General features: G+C 72.5%; 13 protein-coding genes. 9 read left to right on the top strand and 4 right to left on the bottom strand.

Going from position 1 to position 14,313, the window contains the following annotated elements; all coding sequences use genetic code 11:
* Positions 1-32: 32 nt before the first annotated feature.
* Positions 33-695, bottom strand: a complete 663-nt coding sequence (locus V5O40_RS05670; protein WP_332904467.1) for an adenosylcobinamide amidohydrolase — start codon at positions 693-695, stop codon at positions 33-35.
* Between the two features lie 220 nt (positions 696-915).
* On the opposite strand from V5O40_RS05670, the gene V5O40_RS05675 reads away from it, so the two are divergent.
* From V5O40_RS05675 to V5O40_RS05710, 8 genes are all read left to right on the top strand, one after another.
* Positions 916-1,593 (top strand): Crp/Fnr family transcriptional regulator, encoded by a 678-nt coding sequence (locus V5O40_RS05675; protein ID WP_013736306.1) that lies wholly within the window; start codon positions 916-918, stop codon positions 1,591-1,593.
* Between the two features lie 119 nt (positions 1,594-1,712).
* A complete protein-coding gene (locus V5O40_RS05680; protein WP_332904468.1) occupies positions 1,713-2,333 on the top strand; it encodes a TetR/AcrR family transcriptional regulator in 621 nt (206 codons plus the stop codon).
* Positions 2,334-2,358: 25 nt separating this feature from the next.
* On the top strand, positions 2,359-3,159 hold the full coding sequence (locus tag V5O40_RS05685) for a TIGR03084 family metal-binding protein (RefSeq protein WP_332904469.1): 801 nt from the start codon (positions 2,359-2,361) through the stop codon (positions 3,157-3,159).
* A gap of 43 nt (positions 3,160-3,202) precedes the next feature.
* Positions 3,203-4,909, top strand: coding sequence for an acyclic terpene utilization AtuA family protein (locus V5O40_RS05690; RefSeq protein WP_332904470.1), 1,707 nt, complete (start codon positions 3,203-3,205; stop codon positions 4,907-4,909).
* Positions 4,906-6,117 (top strand): acyl-CoA dehydrogenase family protein, encoded by a 1,212-nt coding sequence (locus V5O40_RS05695; RefSeq protein ID WP_332904471.1) that lies wholly within the window; start codon positions 4,906-4,908, stop codon positions 6,115-6,117. Before V5O40_RS05690 ends, V5O40_RS05695 begins: the two co-directional genes overlap by 4 nt.
* Positions 6,114-7,715: an acyl-CoA carboxylase subunit beta gene (locus V5O40_RS05700; RefSeq protein WP_332904472.1), complete on the top strand. Its 1,602-nt coding sequence runs from the start codon at positions 6,114-6,116 to the stop codon at positions 7,713-7,715. Before V5O40_RS05695 ends, V5O40_RS05700 begins: the two co-directional genes overlap by 4 nt.
* Positions 7,716-7,773: 58 nt before the next feature.
* The gene (locus V5O40_RS05705; RefSeq protein ID WP_332904473.1) at positions 7,774-9,798 is read left to right on the top strand and encodes an ATP-binding protein; all 2,025 of its coding nucleotides are present in this window, start codon (positions 7,774-7,776) and stop codon (positions 9,796-9,798) included.
* On the top strand, positions 9,795-10,958 hold the full coding sequence (locus V5O40_RS05710) for an acyl-CoA dehydrogenase family protein (protein WP_332904474.1): 1,164 nt from the start codon (positions 9,795-9,797) through the stop codon (positions 10,956-10,958). The genes V5O40_RS05705 and V5O40_RS05710 overlap by 4 nt, the downstream gene beginning before the upstream one ends.
* Positions 10,959-10,998: 40 nt before the next feature.
* Here the strand turns inward: V5O40_RS05710 and V5O40_RS05715 are convergent, their stop codons facing one another.
* The 3 genes from V5O40_RS05715 to V5O40_RS05725 form a co-directional block, all read right to left on the bottom strand.
* Positions 10,999-12,126 (bottom strand): hypothetical protein, encoded by a 1,128-nt coding sequence (locus V5O40_RS05715; protein WP_332904475.1) that lies wholly within the window; start codon positions 12,124-12,126, stop codon positions 10,999-11,001.
* A complete protein-coding gene (locus tag V5O40_RS05720) occupies positions 12,123-13,064 on the bottom strand; it encodes a transporter substrate-binding domain-containing protein (protein ID WP_332904476.1) in 942 nt (313 codons plus the stop codon). Before V5O40_RS05720 ends, V5O40_RS05715 begins: the two co-directional genes overlap by 4 nt.
* A gap of 94 nt (positions 13,065-13,158) precedes the next feature.
* Positions 13,159-13,773, bottom strand: a complete 615-nt coding sequence (locus V5O40_RS05725; protein ID WP_332904477.1) for a hypothetical protein — start codon at positions 13,771-13,773, stop codon at positions 13,159-13,161.
* Between the two features lie 79 nt (positions 13,774-13,852).
* Between V5O40_RS05725 and V5O40_RS05730 the strand changes: the two genes are divergently transcribed.
* A complete protein-coding gene (locus V5O40_RS05730; protein ID WP_332904478.1) occupies positions 13,853-14,206 on the top strand; it encodes a winged helix-turn-helix transcriptional regulator in 354 nt (117 codons plus the stop codon).
* Positions 14,207-14,313: the final 107 nt, after the last annotated feature.

The following is a 14,313-nucleotide window of genomic DNA, read 5'->3' on the forward strand; positions in this document are numbered from 1 at the left end:
CGCGGAATCGACCGCCGATCGGGTGGGTAGTTTCAGCCCCGGAGCCGATCCGACCATGGGACGGCGGTCTCGCGACCCGTCGCCAGCACGGCGGCGTGCACCGCCCGGGCCAGCGGCGCTCCCCAGGTGGAGCGCGGCCCGCCGTAGGCGTTGACCGGCCCGTCCGGTGGGCAGAGAACGGTGACCGCGTCCGTCGGCGTACCGGTGCCGGGCAGCCCCAGCTCCGCGATCGCCTGCGCCTTGGCCTCGGTGGCCGTGGCGACCACGTTGACAAGCGCCGCGTCGCCGAGGCGCGCCGGCACGTACGCCACGATGTTCACCGTGCCGACCGGCTGCGCCGGTGCCGCCACGGTCGGCGCCGCCGCCGGCACCGGAGTACCGAGCCCGACGGTGGCCCAGACCTGCACGCCGGTGTCGGTTCGCCGCGCCACCTCGGCCACGTCGACCCCGGTCAGCAGGCCCACCCCGGGCCCGTCCAGGCCGAACTCCCGGGCCAGCTCGGCCAGGTGGTCGGCGGGGTCGTTCCGGTCGTACGACATGGGCACCGTCGCGTTCAGCACCCACCGGCGTACCCCGATGCCACCGCCCAGCGGCGCGGAGCTGACCGCCAGCAGCGGTCGCCCGGCACGCCAGACGAGCACCGGAATGTCGCGTTCGTCCTCGCGTCGGGTGGTCAGCAGGGGCTCGGGCAGCACGGGGTGACCCTACGTCCAGGTCCTCGCCCCGCCGCTGGAGGCCTGACCAGGCGCGGGATACTAGACGGTGATCACGACGGGCGCGTTACGTCCAACGATCAAGATTCCAGGGGTGCGCCTCTGATTCCTGCTCACGTGCGCCTAGACTGGTCGGCGCGCGAGGGATCAGCGGACGGCGGACCCAGGCCGAGCAGACGGCACGCGCAACCGGAGGTGCGCGATGGACGAGGTACTGGCCCGCAGCGGGATCTTCCAGGGTGTCGACCCGGAGGCGGCCGAGGCGCTCGCCAAGGAGATGGAGACGATCGAGGTCCGCAAGGGCGAGGTCGTCTTCAACGAGGGCGAGCCCGGCGACAGTCTCTACATCCTGCTGTCCGGCAAGATCAAGGTCGGTCGCCGGGCAGCGGACGGACGGCAGAACCTGATCGCCGTGATGGGTCCGTCGGACATGGTCGGCGAGCTGTCGCTGTTCGACCCGGGGCCGCGGACGGCGACCGCGACCGCGGTCACCGACAGTCGGCTGGCCCGGCTGCGCAAGCAGGCGCTGCGGCCGTGGCTCAACAACCGCCCGGAGATCGCCGAGCAGTTGCTGCGGGTGCTTGCCCGCAGGCTGCGCCGGACCAACGACGCCCTCGCGGACCTGATCTTCACCGACGTCCCCGGTCGGGTGGCCAAGAACCTGCTTCAGATGGCCGGGCGTTTCGGCACCCGCGACGGCGGCGTGCTGCGGGTGACGCACGACCTGACCCAGGAGGAGATCGCCCAGCTCGTCGGCGCGTCCCGGGAGACCGTGAACAAGGCTCTCGCCGATTTCGCCTCGCGCGGCTGGCTCCGGCTGGACGGCAAGAGCATCATCATCCTCGACCCGGAGCGTCTGGCCCGCCGCGCGCGCGTCTGACCCTCCACGACAACTCACCTGCGCGGTGCCGGCGGACCTTCGTCGGCACCGCGCAGGCGTTCGTGGCTCCTTAAAAAGTCAGTCTTGACTGTTTGTTTCGTGGGCGGCAGGCTGTCCGCATGCCCGCCGCATCGACCCGCGTGCCCCAGCAGGAACGCAGTCGCGCCACTCGGGCCCGGTTGCTGGAGGCGACCGTCGACTGCCTGGTCGAGCACGGCTGGTCCGGCACCACCACCACCGTGGTGGCCGCTCGGGCCGGCGTCTCCCGGGGCGCCCAACTGCACCACTACCCGACCCGGACCGCCCTGGTGACCGCGGCCGTCGGGCACCTCACCGAGCGGCGAGCGGCCGAGTTGCGGGCCGAAGCCGACGCCCTGCCGGCCGACGCCCACCGGCTGGACCGGGTGGTGGACCTGCTCGCCGCCGCCTTCACCGGGCCGCTCTTCGTCGCCGCCCTCGAACTCTGGGTGGCCGCGCGCACCGACGCCGAGCTGCGGACCGCCCTGCTGCCACTGGAAGCCCGGATCGGTCGGGAGATGCACCGGCTGACCGTCGAACTGCTCGGGGTGGACGAGCGGCGCCCCGGCGTACGCGAGGCGGTGCAGGCCACCCTGGACCTGCTGCGCGGGCTCGGCGTGGCCAACCTGCTCAGCGACGACTCGACCCGCCGCACCGCGCTGCTGCATGCCTGGAAGACCCAGTTGACCGCGCTGCTCGCCGCCACCGACACCGCTCCCTGACCGGCCCCACCCGCCCGGAGGCATCATGGTCGACCTGACCGCCCTGCTCACGGATCTGGCCACCGAGTCCGAGCAACTCGACGCGCTCGTCGCGCCGCTGCCGCCCCAGGAGTGGCAGCGACCAACTCCGGCGGCGGGCTGGACGATCGCCCACCAGATCGCCCACCTGGCCTGGACGGATCACGTGGCCCGGCTCGCCGCGACCGACACCGACGCCTTCTACGCCTCGGTGACCGCCGCACCGGATCCTGGCCGGCTGGTCGACGACGGCGCGGTGGCCTTCCTCGCCCCGCCCGCCGTCCTGCTCACCCGCTGGCGGGAGGGCCGCTCGGCGCTGGCGGCAGCCCTCACCGCCGCCCCCGCCGGAGAAAAGCTGCCCTGGTACGGAACCCGCATGTCACCGGCCTCGATGGCGACGGCCCGGATCATGGAGACCTGGGCGCACGGCGAGGACGTGGCCGAGGCGCTCGGCGTCACCCGGCCCACCACCGACCGGCTGCGACACATCGCGTACCTCGGCTTCCGTACCGTCGGGCACAGCTTCGCCGCGCACGGCCGGGCGGTGCCCACGGCGCCGGTCCGGGTGGAGCTGACCGCACCCGGCGGGGGGAACTGGACCTTCGGCCCGGCGGACGCCACCGACCGGGTGACCGGTCCGGCGCTCGACTTCTGCCTGCTGGTGACCCGGCGCCGGCACCGCGCCGACACCGCCCTGGTCGCCACCGGGCCGGTCGCCGACGGGTGGTTGGACGTCGCCCAGGCCTTCGCCGGCCCGCCCGGCACTGGCCGCGCTCCCCGCACGGCGACGACGGGAGCACAGCCGTGAACGCGCGACGTGGCCACGCGGCGGCGACCCGGGGGTGCCGCCGATGAGCGGCGTGCTGCGGGTCGGCAACGCCTCCGGTTTCTACGGTGACCGGTTCTCCGCCTGGCGGGAGATGCTCGACGGCGGCGGGTTGGACGTGTTGACCGGTGACTACCTGGCCGAGTTGACCATGCTCATCCTGGGCCGGGACCGGATGCGGGACCCCGATCTGGGCTACGCGAAGACCTTCCTCCGGCAACTGGAGGGCTGTCTCGGCACCGCGCTCGACCGGCGGGTCACGCTTGTCACGAACGCCGGTGGACTCAACCCGGCCGGGTTGGCCGCCGCGATCCGCACCCTTGCCGACCGGCTCGGGTTGCCCGTCCGGATCGGGTACGTCGAGGGCGACGCCCTGGCCCGGCCGGACGCGCTGACCGCGAACGCCTACCTCGGTGCGTTCGGCATCGCGGCCTGCCTCGACGCCGGGGCGGACGTGGTGGTGACCGGCCGGGTCACCGACGCCTCGCTGGTCGTCGGCCCGGCCATCAGCCGGTTCGGCTGGGGACGCGGCGACCTCGACGCGCTGGCCGGCGCCACCGTCGCCGGGCACCTGATCGAATGCGGGGCGCAGGTCACCGGCGGCAACTTCAGCTTCTTCAACGAGTTGCCCGACGGCGGACGGCGACCCGGATTTCCGGTCGCCGAGCTGCGCGCGGACGGCTCGGCGGTGATCACGAAGCATCCCGGCACCGGCGGCGCGGTCACCGTCGAGACCGTCACCGCGCAGTTGTTGTACGAGGTGGGCGGGCCGGCGTACCTGGGCCCGGACGTGGTCACCCGGCTCGACTCGGTCCGGCTGAGCCAGGACGGTCCGGACCGGGTGCTCGTCAGCGGCGCCCGGGGCACCCCGCCACCGGACACGCTCAAGGTGGGCGTCAACAACCTCGGTGGTTTCCGCAACTCCATGACGTTCGTGCTCTGCGGGCTGGACATCCCGGCCAAGGCGGATCTGGTCCGGGAGCAGTTGACCGGGGCGGTCGGCCCGGACGGGTTGGAGTTCGACCTGGCCCGTACCGACCACCCGGATGCCGCCGACACCGAGACGGCCAGCGCGCTGCTGCACGTGCACCTGCGCGACGGTGACCGGACGCGGGCCGGACGGGCGTTCTCCGCGGCGGCGGTCGAGCTGGCCCTGGCCTCCTACCCGGGCTGCACCCTGACCACCCTGCCCGGCGACGCCACCCCGTACGGCGTGTTCACCGCCGACGCCGTACCGCAGGCGGCCGTCGACCACGTCGCCGTGCTCCCCGACGGCACCCGGATGCCGATCGACCCGCCGCCGGTGACCGGGACGGTCGTCGGCGAGCCGGCGGCCGAGGTGGCCGGACCGGCGGCGACCGGTCCCACCCGGCGCGCCCCGCTCGGTGAGGTGGTCGGAGCGCGGTCGGGTGACAAGGGCGGCGACGCGAACCTGGGGGTCTGGGCGCGTACCGACTCGACCTGGGCCTGGCTGCGTGGCTGGCTCACCGTGACGCGGCTGGCGGAGCTGCTGCCGGAGACCGCTCCGTTGACCGTCGAACGGTACGAACTGCCGAACCTGCGCGCCGTCAACTTCGTGATCCGGGGACTGCTCGGCGCCGGGGTGGCCGCCTCCACCCGGTTCGACCCACAGGCCAAGGCCCTCGGCGAGCTGCTCCGCTCGCGGATCGTCGACCTACCGGTCGAACCGGCGGTCGGCGACGCACCGGTCGGCCGGGAGGTGCGGTCGTGACGATCGTGGACACTCCCGAGCGGCGGCAGCTGCGGGAGCTGACCCGCGCCTTCGTGACCCGGGAGGTGTTGCCGCACCTGGCCGACTGGGAGCGGGCCGGCGAGGTGCCCCGCCAGTTGCACGCGACCGCCGCCAAGATCGGCCTGCTCGGCATCGGCTTTCCCGAGGCGGTCGGCGGCAGCGGCGGTGACCTGCTCGACTCGATCATCGTCACCGAGGAGATCATCCGCTCGGGTGGCTCGTCGGGGCTTGTCGCCGCCCTGTTCACGCACGGCATCGCGCTGCCGCACATGGTCGCCGCGGCCGGGGCCGGCTCGGGCGGCAAACTTCCCAGACGGTCCGGCGACGCCCCCGGAAGCGTCGACCCGACCGGCCGGGAGCACGACCTGATCGACCGGTACGTCCGGCCGACGCTCGCCGGTTCGATGATCGGCGCGCTGGCCATCACCGAGCCCGACGGCGGCTCGGACGTCGCGGGCATCCGCACCCACGCCCGCCTCGACGGCGACCATTACGTGGTCAACGGCGCGAAGACCTACATCACCAGCGGAGTCCGGGCGGACTTCGTGACCACCGCGGTCCGCACCGGCGTGCCGGGCGGCGGGGAGCTGAGCCTGCTGGTCATCGACAAGGGCACCCCCGGCTTCACCGTGGGACGACGGTTGGACAAGCTCGGCTGGCACTGCTCGGACACAGCCGAACTCTCCTTCGTCGACGTACGCGTGCCGGTGGCGAACCGGATCGGCGAGGAGGACACCGGCTTTCTGGCGATCATGCAGCAGTTCGCGGCGGAACGCCTCTCCCTGGCCACCCACGCGTACGCCATCGCGCAGCGCTGCGTCGAACTGGCGGTCAGCTGGTGTCGCGACCGGTCGACCTTCGGCCGGCCACTGGCGAGCCGGCAGCTGGTCCGGCACCGGCTGGCCGAGATGCACACCCGGGCCGAGGCGGCGCGGGCGTACGTGCACCAGGTGGCCGCCCGGGTGGCCGCGGGCGAGCCGGTGGTGACCGAGGTGGCGATGGCGAAGAACGTGGCGGTCTCGGCCGCCGACCGGGTCGTCGACCAGGCCCTGCAACTGCACGGCGGTTTCGGCTATCTGCGCGACGCCGAGGTGGAGCGGCACTACCGCGACGCCCGGATCCTCGGCATCGGCGGCGGCACCACCGAGATCATGAACGAGATCATCGCGAAGGGAATGGGCCTTTGAGCACACTCGACACCGCGATCGACCCGTCCTCGTCGATCTTCCGCGCGAACCGGGACGCGCTGCTGGACAGCCTCGCCGAGCTGGACGCCGCGCTCGACACCGCCCGGGCCGGCGGCGGCGAGAAGTACGTGGCCCGGCACCACCAGCGCGGCAAGCTGCTCCCCCGCGAGCGCATCGAACTGCTGCTGGACCAGGACAGCCCGTTCCTCGAACTGTCGCCGGTCGCCGCGTACGGCACCGACTTTCCGGTCGGGGCCAGCGTGGTTACCGGGATCGGTGTGGTCGAGGGCGTGGAGTGTCTGGTCGTCGCGAACGATCCGACGGTACGCGGTGGCGCGGTGAACCCGTGGTCGTTGGCGAAGACCCGGCGGGCCGGCGAGATCGCCCTGGCCAACCGGCTGCCGATGGTGAACCTGGTCGAGTCGGCGGGTGCGGACCTGCCCACCCAGGCGGAGATCTTCATTCCGGGTGGCCGGGTGTTCCGCGACCTGACCCGGCTCTCGGCCGAGAAGATCCCCACGGTCAGCGTGGTCTTCGGCAACGCCACCGCCGGCGGCGCGTACGTGCCCGGCATGTCCGACTACACGATCATGATCCGGGACCGTTCGCAGGTCTACCTGGCCGGGCCGCCGCTGGTGAAGATGGCCACCGGTGAGGACGCCGACGACGAGTCGTTGGGCGGCGCGGCCATGCACGCGACGAAATCCGGTCTGGCCGACTTCCTCGCCGCCGACGAGCGCGACGGCATCCGGTTGGCCCGACAGTGCGTACGCCGGCTCAACTGGCGCAAGCGGGGTCCGGCGCCGCGCAACCCGGTGCCGCGACCACCGAAGTACGACCCGGAGGAGTTGCTGGGCATCGCCAGCGCCGACCTCAAGGTGCCGTTCGATCCGCGCGAGGTGCTCGCCCGGGTGCTCGACGGCAGCGAGTTCGACGAGTTCAAGCCGGCCTACGGCACCGCGCTGGTCACCGGCTGGGGCGAACTGCACGGGTACCCGGTCGGCGTGCTGGCCAACGCCCGGGGTGTGCTGTTCAGCGAGGAGGCGCAGAAGGCGACGCAGTTCATCCAGCTCGCCAACGCCGCCGACACTCCGCTGATCTTCCTGCAGAACACCACCGGCTACATGGTCGGCACCGAGTACGAACAACGCGGCATCATCAAGCACGGCGCCCTGATGATCAATGCGGTGTCGAACTCGACGGTGCCGCACCTGACGGTGAACCTGGGCGCCTCGTACGGCGCGGGCAACTACGGCATGTGTGGCCGAGCGTACGAGCCGAGGTTCCTGTTCACCTGGCCGAACGCCAGGTCGGCGGTGATGGGGCCGGCGCAGTTGGCCGGGGTGCTGTCCATCGTGGCCCGGCAGGCCGCCGCCGCGCGGGGCCGCGAGTTCGACGAGGACTCCGACGCGGCGATGCGGATGATGGTCGAGCAGCAGATCGAGTCCCAGTCCGGCGCACTGTTCCTCTCCGGTCGGCTCTACGACGACGGGGTGATCGACCCGCGGGACACCCGTACCGTCCTCGGCCTGTGTCTCTCGGCCGTCCACAGCGGACCGGTACAGGGCGCCGACGGCTTCGGCATCTTCCGGATGTGAGCGCGAGGAACGCAGCGAAGCGGAGTCCCGCAGTCGCGAACGAAAGGAGATACAGCAGGTGATTCGGAAGCTGCTGGTCGCGAACCGGGGGGAGATCGCCCGTCGGGTCTTCGCCACCTGCCGGGCGCTCGGGATCGGGACGGTCGCCGTGCACTCCGACGCGGACGCCGACGCGCCTTTCGTCGCCGAGGCCGACCAGGCCGTCCGGCTGCCCGGCAACGCGCCCGCCGAGACGTACCTGCGCATCGATCTCATCCTGGACGCGGCCCACCGGTGCGGTGCGGACGCCGTCCATCCCGGCTACGGCTTCCTCGCCGAGAACGCCGAGTTCGCCACGGCGGTCGCCGACGCGGGCCTGACCTGGGTCGGCCCGCCCGCGAAGGCGATCGCCGCGATGGGCGACAAGCTGGCCGCCAAGGCGCTGCTCGCCGAGGCCGGCGTACCGATGCTGCCCACCTGGACCGACCCGGGGCAGGTGACGGACTTCCCGGTGCTGGTGAAGGCGTCCGCCGGGGGCGGCGGGCGCGGCATGCGGGTGGTCCGCGACGCCGCCGGGCTCACCGAGGCCGTGGCCGGCGCGCGCCGCGAGGCGGCCGCGGCGTTCGGCGACGACACGGTCTTCATCGAGCGGTACGTCGAACGGGGCCGGCACGTCGAGGTGCAGATCTTCGGCGACAGCCTCGGGACGGTGGTGGCGCTGGGCGCGCGGGACTGCTCGATCCAGCGCCGCCACCAGAAAATCGTCGAGGAGGCGCCCGGCGTCCTGACCGACGAGGTGCGGGAGCGGCTGCACGAGGCGGCGGTGGCCGCCGGGCGGGCGGTCGACTATGTCGGGGCCGGCACGGTCGAGTTCCTGCTCGCGCCCGACGGGGAGATCCACTTCCTGGAGATGAACACCCGCCTCCAGGTGGAGCACCCGGTCACCGAGCTGACCACCGGGCTGGACCTGGTGCGGCTGCAACTACTGGTCGCCGAGGGCGCACCGCTGCCGCTGGCCGCGACGCCACCGGCCACCGGACACGCGATCGAGGTGCGACTCTGCGCCGAGGACCCCGCGCACGGGTACCGACCGGCGACCGGCACCCTGCACCGGTTCGCGCTACCCGGCGTGGCGGCCGAGTTCGGGCCGCTGGCCACCCCCGGCCTACGCCTGGACTCCGGCGTGGTCGACGGGTCGGCGGTGAGCGTCCACTACGACTCGATGCTCGCCAAGGTGATCACGTGGGCACCCACCCGCGCGGAGGCGGCCCGGGCCCTGGCCGGTGCGCTGGCCCGCGCCGAACTGCACGGTGTGGTCACCAACCGGGACTTGCTGGTCCGCGTCCTGCGCAGCCCGGAGTTCGCCGCCGTCGACGTCGACACCGGCTTCCTGGACCGGCACCCCGAGGTCTTCGAGCCGATCCTGCCCGCCGCCGAGGTGCCCCTGGTCGCACTGGCAGCCGCGCTGGCGTCGGCCGCCGCTCGCCGGGCTACCGCCCCGGTGCTGGCCGGCCTGCCGTCGGGCTGGCGCAATGTGCCCGCCTTCCCGCAGGTCATCCGGTTCGCCGGCCCGGACGGCGAGGCAATCGAGATCCACTACCGGCTGGACCGCTCGGGCGGCCTCGCCGAGTGGTCGGTGTCCCCCGCCGAATCCGCCGGCACCGCGACCCCGGAGGGCGGCACCGGGCCGGCGACGCCGGCCGTCGCGCTGGTCGAGGCGTGCCCGGAGCGGGTCGTGCTCGATGTCGACGGGGTGCGGCGGGCCTACCGCGTACACCGGGTGGGGTCGCAGGTCTTCGTGGCCGGACCGGACGGGGCGACGAGCCTGACGGAGCTGCCCCGTTTCCCGCTGCCCACCGCGGAGCTGGCCGCCGGGTCGCTGCTCGCGCCGCTGCCCGGCACGGTGGCCCGGGTGCACGTCCAGGTCGGTCAGCGGGTGGCCGCCGGTGACCTGCTGCTGACCCTGGAGGCGATGAAGCTGGAACATCCCGTGCTCGCCCCCACCGACGGTCTGGTCGCCGAGCTTCCGGTGCCGGCCGGCGGTCAGGTCGACACGGCCGCCGTGCTGGCCGTGGTCACCCCCGATGAGGAGTCACCGTCATGAACTTCGACCTCACCTCCGAGCAGGACCAACTCCGCGACGCCGTGCGGGCGTTGGGCCGGCGGTACGGCCACCGGTACTTCGTGGACAAGGCGAAGGCCGGCGAGCACACCACCGAGCTGTGGCAGGAGGCCGGCCGACTCGGCTACCTCGGCGTCAACATCCCCACCGAGTACGGCGGCGGGGGCGGCGGCATCACCGAGCTGGCCATCGTCTGCGAGGAGCTGGCCGCCGCCGGTTGCCCGCTACTGCTGCTCGTGGTCTCCCCCGCCATCGCGGCCACCGTCATCAACCGACACGGCACCGAGGAGCAGCGCAAACGCCACCTGCCCGGGCTGGCCGACGGCTCTCAGAAGATCGTCTTTGCGATCACCGAGCCGGAGGCCGGTTCGAACTTCCACCGCCTCGCCACGGTGGCCCGCCGCGAGGGTGACGACTGGGTGCTGTCCGGCCGCAAGTGCTACATCTCCGGCGTCGACGAGGCCCAGTTTGTCCTGGTGGTGGCCCGGACCGAGGATTCCTCGACAGGGAAGTTGAAGCCGGCGCTGTTCATCGTGCCGACCGACGCGGCCGGGCTGACCCGGTCCAAGCTGGACATGGAGATCGTGTCGCCGGAGAACCAGTTCCTGCTCTACCTGGACGAGGTGCGGTTGCCCGGCGACGCGCTGGTCGGCGGGTCGCTCGACGCCGGGCTCCCGGCGCTCTTCGCCGGTCTCAACCCGGAGCGGATCACGGTCGCCGCGATGGGCGCCGGCACCGGCCGGTACGCCATCGAACGCGCCTCGGAGTACACCGCGACCCGGAAGGTGTGGGGCGGCCGGACGATCGGCTCCCACCAGGGAGTGGCCCATCCCCTCGCGCACGCGGCGGTGCAGGTGGAGCTGGCCCGGCTGATGATCCAGAAGGCGGCGGCACTCTACGACGCCGGCCGCGACCTGGAGGCGGCCGTCTCCGCCAACATGGCGAAGTACGCGGCCGGCGACGCCGCCGCACTCGCCGTCGACACGGCCGTGCAGGCGCTCGGCGGCGCCGGCATGACCACCGAGTACGGCGTGGCCACCCTGCTCGGCGCGGTACGGGCGGGCCGGATCGCCCCGGTCAGCCGGGAGATGATCCTCAACTTCGTCGCCCAACACGTTCTCGGCCAGGACAAGTCCTACTGACTCGCCCCTGCACCCGATCGGATGCACTGCCGCCCCCGGCTCAGCGGCAGGCGGCGTCCACCCGGTGGACCGGGCGTACCCGACGGCCGAGTCCTTCCAGCAGCGAGTCCTCGACGTGGAAGTCGTGGATGCGCAGCCGGTACCGGGGCAGTTCCTCCTCCGAGGGGCAGAGCACCTGTCCGCGTACCTGGTCGACCGGTACGTACCGCACTCCGCCGCGTTCCTGCAGGATCACCATGTTGACGTCGTCGGTGGTGACCACGTGTCCACGGATCTCCTCGGTGGCGTCGACAGAGGTCGCGCCCGCTTCGCCGACCGTGGTCACCGTCAGCGGCAGCACCGGGGTACTGATCACCGGCAGCGCCGCCCAGACCAGCACCACCAGCACGGCGAGTTGGGTCACCGGGGCGAGCGGCCGAATGACCACGCTGGGCAGCGGTCCGGCGACGAAGAGGGCCAGCAGCGGTGGTCCGACGAGGAGCACGATCGGCAGCAGTTCGCCCTGCCGCCAGGCGTCGCGCAGCGTCGGCACCAGCAGCCAGAGGTAGCCGGCGTACGCCGCGACGACGATCAGGGTGCGGACGGCGGGGCGCTCGTGCAGACGTTCCGGCCGGAGCTGGAAGGCCGCCGCGAAGGTGGGCAGCAGCAGCGGAAGGTACAGCAGCGGCCAGGTCACCAGCGCCATCAGGAAGCTCGCCGCGACGAACCAGCTCGGGGTGATCTGCGTCCACCGGGCGAACAGCGGCGGGCGGGTCAGCGGATGACCGCTGGCGGCGAGCACCCCGCCGAGCGCGAACACCGCGACCAGCACGGTGGAGAGCAGGCGGGCCGCCGTGGTGAGGAAGCCGGCGAGCAGGTTGACCGGGCCCACGTTGGCCACCAGCAGCAAGGTGGTCTGCAACTCCCCGCCGGCCTCGATGCCGAGCCGCAGCACCGAGAAGATCGCCGGTACGCCGACCACCGCCGTCCAGAACGACTGGCTGGCGCGGGCCCGCCGCTCCACCTGATCCCAGCCGCCAGCCGCCTCCGTCCGCAGCGCGCCGGGGTCGGGTTCGGTCCGCCCCACCGGGATCGGCAGCACCGATGGCGGCGCGGCTGGCCGCAGCACGGGCGGCGATGGACCGTCGGTGCCCGGCTCGTCGGCGGTGGTGGCCGGTGCCGCACTCATCGTTGCGGTGCCTTGTCGTCGAAGTCCACGAGCCTCGGTACGTCGAGTGGTTGCGGCTGCCGCTTCTCGCCCCGCAGCCACGGCCCCAACGTGCGGTTGTACGCGGTCAGCCACGGGCTGGCCTCTCCGCTGCGTCCCTGCTGGTAGCTCTTGTCGAGAAAGTAGGCGACCAGGTCGCGCAGCGCCGGATCGCCGATCGGCACGCCGACGCCGAGTAGTTCGCTGGTGCCGAACGGCATGTCGACGATCTCGAACTCGGTCGGGTACCGGGCCAGGAAACCGGCGAGGATCGTCTCGTCGGAGCTGACCGCGTCGTACTTGCCGGCCCGGATGCCCTTGACGCAGTCCCAGACGTCCTTCACCACAAGCGTGCGGACCTGGTTCTTCTCCAACTCCGCCTCGGTGGTGGAACCGCCGCTGGTGCAGATCCGGTACTTCGGGTTCCGCAGGTCCTCGATGGTGCGGATGGTGTCCTTGTGCCGGGTCGGCACCAGCACCTCCTGAGTGGTCACGAAGTACGGCCCGGCGAAGCTGACGAGCTTCTTGCGTTCCTCCGTGATCGAGAAGCTGGAGACCACCAGGTCCACCACCCCGCCCTGCAGGGCCGGGATCCGGTCCTCCGTGGACACCGCCACGAACTCCAGCCGGTGCTCTCCCTCGTAGCCGAGGGAGGCGGCGATGTACCGGGCGATCTCGACGTCGAAACCGACGTGGTCGCCGTCGCGGATCTCACCCATCAGCGGTTCGTCGTCGGCCACCCCGATCCGTAGGACCGGCTGGCCCCAGATGTGCGACTCGCGGAGCTTCTCCTGCACGGACGGCAGGTCCGGCTCCTTCCGACTGTCGCAGCCGGCCGCCGCACCGAGCAGCAGGGTCAGCGCGACCGCCGCCGTGGCGGCCACCGAGCGCCACCGGGAGCTGGAGAGGCTTACACCCATTGGCAACCTCGCTACGGTTCGGTGTCTCGTGTGGCACTGAAAGTAGCCGCACGTGTCGAGGCACCACCATCCGGCGGTCGGTCCCGGCGTGTGCTCAGCGCCCGGAGAGCCGGATCAGCGACAGCAGGTGGGCGACCAGGGTGATGGGGACGCCGAAGGCGGGGACGAGGCTCATCGGCAGGGTGGACATGAGCCCGGTGTCGAGATCGGTGCGCAGCAGACCGGCTGGACTCGCCGAGTAGAGGACCCCGAGGGTGACGGCGAGAACGAGGTCGGCGATGCCCAGGGCCGTCCAGGCGACGAAGACCCGGTTGGCGCGGTCGACCACGAAGGCCGCCACCAGTGGTGCGGTCAGCCCGATGGCCACGTCGCCGAGACCGGCCGGCAGGGCGAAGCCGGCCGGCAGCGCGTCGACGGCGGCGAGCGCCAGGAACGCCAGTCCCGCGACCCGCCAGGTCTGCAACAGGGTGAGGAACCGTAGATCGAGGCTGCGGGCCCAGGCGCGAAACCGTGACGAGCGCATGGCGAGGACGAGCACCGTCAGCGGCGGGACCCCGGCGGCGAGGGCCAGAGCAACCGGCGGGTCGCCCGGTTGGGTGCGGAAGGCACCCAGGGCGCTCGCCGCGAGCGCGGCGCAGAACCAGCCCACGGCGACGATCGCGGGTGGACTCGACACCCAGGAAGACCGGGTACGCGCGGGTACGGTCACGGACTCCTCCAAGTCACTTGTGTTTTGCAAGTGACCCTAGGGAGGTAACTTGTAAATCGCAAGCGACTCGGAGGTGCGAATGCCATCGACCCGGAACCCGGCCCCCCGCTCGGACTGCGCGATCGCCGGCACGCTGGACCTCGTCGGCGACCGATGGTCCCTGCTCATCGTGCGTGACCTGCTGTTCCGTGGCGAGCTCAGATTCGCCGACCTGGCGGCCTCGGCCGAGGCGATGCCGACCAACACGCTCGCGGACCGACTACGTCGGCTGGAGGAGTGCGGAATCGTCGTACGCCGCCCCTACAGCGAGCGTCCCCGGCGGTACGAGTACCACCTGACCGAGCGCGGCCGGGCCCTCGCGCCGGTGCTGGACAGCATCGCCACCTGGGGCATCACCCACCTGCCCGGCACCCGACGGCTCGGTGCCCGCTGACGGGCCGGCGGCGCCCACACGCCCGTGGCCCCTGGCGCGGCGGGGCCCCGGTAACGGCACCGGGCGACCGGGCAGTCGGTCGTCCGGTGACGAGTGTCGTCGCCAGC

Source organism: Micromonospora palythoicola (genome assembly GCF_036689795.1).
Taxonomy (GTDB): Bacteria; Actinomycetota; Actinomycetes; order Mycobacteriales; family Micromonosporaceae; genus Micromonospora; species Micromonospora palythoicola.

Coding starts and splice junctions, on each gene's coding strand:
- V5O40_RS05720 (WP_332904476.1), bottom strand. CDS start 13,064: ATGGGTGTAAGCCTCTCCAGCTCCCGGTGGCGCTCGGTGGCCGCCACG.
- V5O40_RS05715 (WP_332904475.1), bottom strand. CDS start 12,126: ATGAGTGCGGCACCGGCCACCACCGCCGACGAGCCGGGCACCGACGGT.
- V5O40_RS05685 (WP_332904469.1), top strand. CDS start 2,359: ATGGTCGACCTGACCGCCCTGCTCACGGATCTGGCCACCGAGTCCGAG.
- V5O40_RS05690 (WP_332904470.1), top strand. CDS start 3,203: ATGAGCGGCGTGCTGCGGGTCGGCAACGCCTCCGGTTTCTACGGTGAC.
- V5O40_RS05680 (WP_332904468.1), top strand. CDS start 1,713: ATGCCCGCCGCATCGACCCGCGTGCCCCAGCAGGAACGCAGTCGCGCC.
- V5O40_RS05675 (WP_013736306.1), top strand. CDS start 916: ATGGACGAGGTACTGGCCCGCAGCGGGATCTTCCAGGGTGTCGACCCG.
- V5O40_RS05730 (WP_332904478.1), top strand. CDS start 13,853: ATGCCATCGACCCGGAACCCGGCCCCCCGCTCGGACTGCGCGATCGCC.
- V5O40_RS05710 (WP_332904474.1), top strand. CDS start 9,795: ATGAACTTCGACCTCACCTCCGAGCAGGACCAACTCCGCGACGCCGTG.